Here is a 4451-nt window from a genome sequence, read left to right on the forward strand (position 1 = left end):
GCCCGCGCCACAGGTGGCTCCGGCGGCGGCAGGCCGGCGCCGAGGCCGCCCGGCCGGTCCGCGCCCGGCAGGCCGGGCGTCGGCACCGGCGAACGGGCGGGGCTTGCACCCGGCACGAAGGTTGGCCGGTAGTCCGGCACGTTGCGGAACGCCTCCTCCGGGCTGCCGAGCAGCGTGGGCCGCGGCGCTTCCTGCGCCGGCCAGACATTGCCGGCCTCGGCGAGCAGCGGGGCGAATTCCGGCTCGCCGCCGCGGACGCGCTGCGCGGTCAGGCTGTCCGTCATGGCGGGGCTGCGGGCCGCCGCACCCGGCAGCCAGGGTCCGCCCATCGGGGACCAGCTCGACTCGCCGAAGCCCGTCCCGGGGGCCGAGCAGGCCCCGAGTGCCAGGGTGAGGCCGAGAACGACGCCGGCCGGCGCGCGCCGCGTGACGGAGGTCATGGGAGCCTTCCCGAACAGCATTTTCAGCAAGATGCGCTGCCCTTCCCGAACCCTCAAGGGCGCGCCGGTTCCCGTGGCTGCGAGGCATCGCGCTGGGACGGTCCGCCCGCATGGCGCAGCCCGGCCTGGAGGTAGTCCCACCCCGTGACGAGCGTGAGCGCCGCCGCGGTCCAGAGCATCAGCTCGCCGATCAGCGAAACCGGCAGGAAGGACAGGTGCAGCACCGACGCCGCGCTGTCGCCGGCCAGCAGCGTGCCGAGCGCGCCCATCTGGAAGCCCGTCTTCCACTTGGCCAGCTTCGTCACCGGCAGACCGACGGCAAGGCCCGCGAGATACTCCCGCAGCCCGGAGACCAGGATCTCGCGCAGAAGGATCACGATCGCCGGAAGCAGGCCGAAGACGGTCAGGCGCTCCGTCCCCGCCAGCAGCATCAGTGCCGCGCCGACCAGCAGCTTGTCGGCGATCGGGTCCAGCATGCGGCCGAAGTTGCTGATCTGCTGCCGCTCCCGCGCAAGCTTGCCGTCGAAGTAGTCGGTGATCGCCGCGGCCGAGAACACCACGCAGGCGCCGAAGTCGGCCCATGGGTTGCCCGCCAGCGCCAGGGCCACCAGCAACGGAATGGCGGCGATGCGCGACAGCGTCAGCAGATTCGGCAGGTCGGTCGGCATGTCGGTTCCCGTCTAGCAGACGACCCGTGCCTGGGCGAGGCGCGACGCGACCTCAACGCGGACCCGGCCGCCCGGACCGGCGGTCACCCCTCCGCCGGGTGGAAATGCCCGTAGATCTTCCGCGCCACCGCCGGCCCGATGCCGGGCGCCTTCTCGAGATCCTCGAGCGCCGCGTTGCGGACCCCGCGGGCGGAGCCGAAGTGGTTGAGCAGCTTGCGCTTCAATGCGCTGCCGACGCCCGGGATGTCGTCCAGCTCGCTGCGGACCAGCGCCTTCGACCGCCCGGTCCGATGGGCGGCGATGGCGAAGCGGTGCGCCTCGTCCCTGAGGCGCTGCAGGTAGTAGAGCACCGGATCGCGCGGCGGCAGCTGGAACGGATCCCTGCCGGTCTGGTGGAACCACTCCCGCCCCGCGTCGCGATCCACGCCCTTGGCGATGGCCGCCAGCGGGATGTCGTGCAGCCCCATCTCGTTCAGCACCTCCCGGGCGGCGGAGAGCTGCCCGGCGCCGCCGTCGATCAGCACGAGGTCGGGCCAGCTGCCCGATTCGCGCTCCGGATCCTCCTTCAGCGTCCGCCCGAAGCGCCGCTCGAAGACCTCGCGCATCATGGCGAAGTCGTCTCCGGGCCGGGCGTCCCTGATGCCGTATTTGCGATAGTGCTGCTTGAGGAACCCGGCCGGGCCGGCCACCACCATCACGCCATAGGCGTTGGTGCCCATGATGTGGCTGTTGTCGTAGATCTCGATGCGTTCCGGCGCGTCCGGAAGCTCGAAGAGCCGTGCGACGCCCTGCAGCAGTTCCGACTGCGCCGCACCCTCCGCCATGCGGCGCTCGATCGCCTCCCGGGCGTTGGTGGCGGCATGCTCGACGACGGCGCGCTTGTCGCCGCGCTGCGGCCGATGGATCTCGACCTTGCGGCCGGCCTTCAGGGCGAGCGCATCGGCCAGGATCCCGGCATCCGCCGGGTCGTGGCTGACCAGCACCAGGGGCGGCGGCGGCAGGTCGTCGTAGAGCTGGGCCAGGAAGGCGCCGAGCACCACCTCCGCCGATTGCTCCGACCTGGCGTGGGACAGGAAGTAGGGCCGGTTCCCGTTGTTGCGCCCGCCCCGGAAGAAGAACACCTGCACGCAGGACTGGCCGGCCATCTGGTGCAGCGCGACGACGTCGGCGTCGCCCACGCCTTCGATGTTGATGCGATCATGGCCCTGCACATGCGTCAGGCCCCGGATGCGATCGCGAAGCGCCGCCGCGCGCTCGAACTCCAGCCGCTCCGCCGCCTCCTCCATCTCCCGCGCGAGCCGGCGCTGGACACTGGGCGTCCCGCCGGAAAGGTACTCCTTCGCCTCGCGCACCAGCCCGGCATAGTCGGCCTCGCTAATCCGCTTCACGCAGGGCGCCGAGCAGCGCTTGATCTGGAACAGCAGGCAGGGCCGCGTGCGGCTGTCGAAGACGGTGTCGCGACAGGAGCGCAGCAGGAAGACGCGCTGCAGCGCGGTCAGCGTCTGGTTCACCGCCCAGGCGGAGGCGAAGGGCCCCCAGTAGCTCGCCCCCTTGCGGCGCTCGCCCCTGTGCTTGGCGATCTGCGGATAGGGGTGGTCCTCCGTCAGGACCAGCCAGGGATACGACTTGTCGTCGCGGAGGACGATGTTGTAGCGCGGCCGCAGCCGCTTGATCAGGTTCGCCTCGAGCAGCAGCGCCTCCGCCTCGGAGGCGGTGGTGACCACCTCCATGCTGCGCGTTTCGTGCACCATGCGGCGGAGGCGTTCAGGCAGCCGCGACAACTGCGTGTAGGCAGCGACGCGCCGCTTCAGGCTGCGCGCCTTGCCGACGTAGAGCGCCTCGCCCTTCGCATCGAGCATTCGGTATACGCCTGGGCTGAGCGGCAGCGTGGTGAGCGCCGTCTCGATGGCGACGAGGCCTGCCAGTTGCGGCGGGGTAGGCTCTTCGACGGCAGGGGTTTCGGTCTCGGTCGTCATGCTCCACCGATATGGCCTGAGCGCATCACGTTGAGGAGCAAGGGCTCTCGACGTTTGTCCACGGAAGCTGTGGACAAGTCTGTGGAGCGGCGGGGGGGAAGCGCGCTGAAGCCGCGATCTTCTGCGCGCAACAGGATGTTGCCCAGTTTCTAGGCATATTGGCCAAGCTATTGATGCGGAACGTTTTTTATCGCCGGGATGTCACACGCCTGTCGCGAAGCCTGTCTTTCCGGTTGAGCCCGGCGGCCGCCTCACGAAGCGTTGACGGCAGTGGACAAACCACGTGTCAAGCCTGTTCGCACCTGAATCAAGCGCTTTGTCGAAGCCCGTGCGCCCCGGGTGACCATTGCGCCCGCCGCATGGCTCCTGCGGCAGCTATCGGCGCCGCTCCACCACCACGCCCACCGCCTCGACGTCCGGGAAGGCTTCGGGTTTCTCCACCGTGACCCGGGCGCGTTCCACCCGAGGATCCGTCAGCGCGGCAGCGGCGATCCGCTCGGCCAGCGTCTCGACCAGCAGCACATGCCCCGTCTCGACCTCGGACCGGGCCAGCTCGACCAGGCGCTGGTAGTCCACCACGCGCGGGAAGCTGTCTGGGCCGATCCCGTGCGGCGCCGCCTCGTCCTCCACCAGCAGCTCGACATCTAGCCGGATGCGCTGGGGCGCCGCTTTCTCGTGCGGATGGATGCCCAGCCGCGCCATCAGCTCCAGCCCGCGCACGAAGACGACGCGCCGGCGGCGGTCGGCATCAGGGACGTAGGTCACTCGGCGCTGTCCGCCGGATCGCGCGAAGGCGCCCATTGCAGATGCTGCCCGCCATCCAGCGCGATCATCTGCCCGGTCATCGAAGGCAGCGCCAGGATCGCCAGCAGCGCCGCCGCGACCTCATCGGGCGAGGTGCCGCGCCGCAGCGGGACGGAGGCGCATTGCCGGTCGAACTGCTCCTGGCTCTGCCGCGGCGAGGGCAGGGCAGGGCCCGGTCCGATCCCGTTCACCCGGATGCGCGGCGCCAGCGCCAGCGCCAGGCTCTGCGTCAGCGCCCAGAGCCCGGCCTTGGAAACGGTGTAGGAGACGAAATGCGGCGTCAGCGACCAGACGCGCTGGTCGAGCAGGTTGACCACTACGCCCTCCGCCGCGGCGGGCAGCGCCTTCGCCATCGCCTGCGCCAGCACGAAGGGCGCCCGGAGGTTCGGCTCCAGGTGCTGGTCCCAGCTTTCGCGCGTCGCGTCGTGCCACTCGTCGCGTTCGAAGGTGGAGGCGTTGTTGACCAGCACGCCGAGCGGGCCGAGCGCCGCCTGCGCCGCCGGCACCAGCCGCGCGACCTCCGCCTCGCGCGCCAGGTCGGCGCGCAGCGCCACGGCGCGACG

The 4451-nt window shown here is 71.0% G+C and carries 4 protein-coding genes and 1 pseudogene; all 5 read right to left on the bottom strand.

Annotated elements, in window-relative coordinates; genetic code table 11:
• Nucleotides 1–440: pseudogene (locus tag L2I40_RS19515) on the bottom strand (hypothetical protein); the annotation flags it as partial.
• Nucleotides 441–493: 53 nt separating this feature from the next.
• Complete coding sequence (gene pgsA / locus L2I40_RS19520; RefSeq protein WP_237216853.1) at nucleotides 494–1108, bottom strand: CDP-diacylglycerol--glycerol-3-phosphate 3-phosphatidyltransferase; 615 nt, start codon at nucleotides 1106–1108, stop codon at nucleotides 494–496.
• A gap of 83 nt (nucleotides 1109–1191) precedes the next feature.
• Nucleotides 1192–3084 carry an excinuclease ABC subunit UvrC gene (gene uvrC, locus L2I40_RS19525; RefSeq protein ID WP_237216854.1) on the bottom strand — a complete coding sequence of 631 codons (1893 nt, stop codon included), beginning with the start codon at nucleotides 3082–3084 and terminating at the stop codon, nucleotides 1192–1194.
• Between the two features lie 375 nt (nucleotides 3085–3459).
• Nucleotides 3460–3849: a dihydroneopterin aldolase gene (locus L2I40_RS19530; protein WP_237216855.1), complete on the bottom strand. Its 390-nt coding sequence runs from the start codon at nucleotides 3847–3849 to the stop codon at nucleotides 3460–3462.
• The coding region (locus L2I40_RS19535) for an SDR family oxidoreductase (RefSeq protein ID WP_237216856.1) at nucleotides 3846–4451 on the bottom strand (606 nt) is incomplete at its 5' end. The genes L2I40_RS19530 and L2I40_RS19535, both read right to left, overlap by 4 nt.

The sequence above is a fragment of the Falsiroseomonas oryziterrae genome, assembly GCF_021864505.1.
GTDB lineage: Bacteria > Pseudomonadota > Alphaproteobacteria > Acetobacterales > Acetobacteraceae > Falsiroseomonas > Falsiroseomonas oryziterrae.

Coding starts and splice junctions, on each gene's coding strand:
- pgsA (WP_237216853.1), bottom strand. CDS start 1,108: ATGCCGACCGACCTGCCGAATCTGCTGACGCTGTCGCGCATCGCCGCC.
- uvrC (WP_237216854.1), bottom strand. CDS start 3,084: ATGACGACCGAGACCGAAACCCCTGCCGTCGAAGAGCCTACCCCGCCG.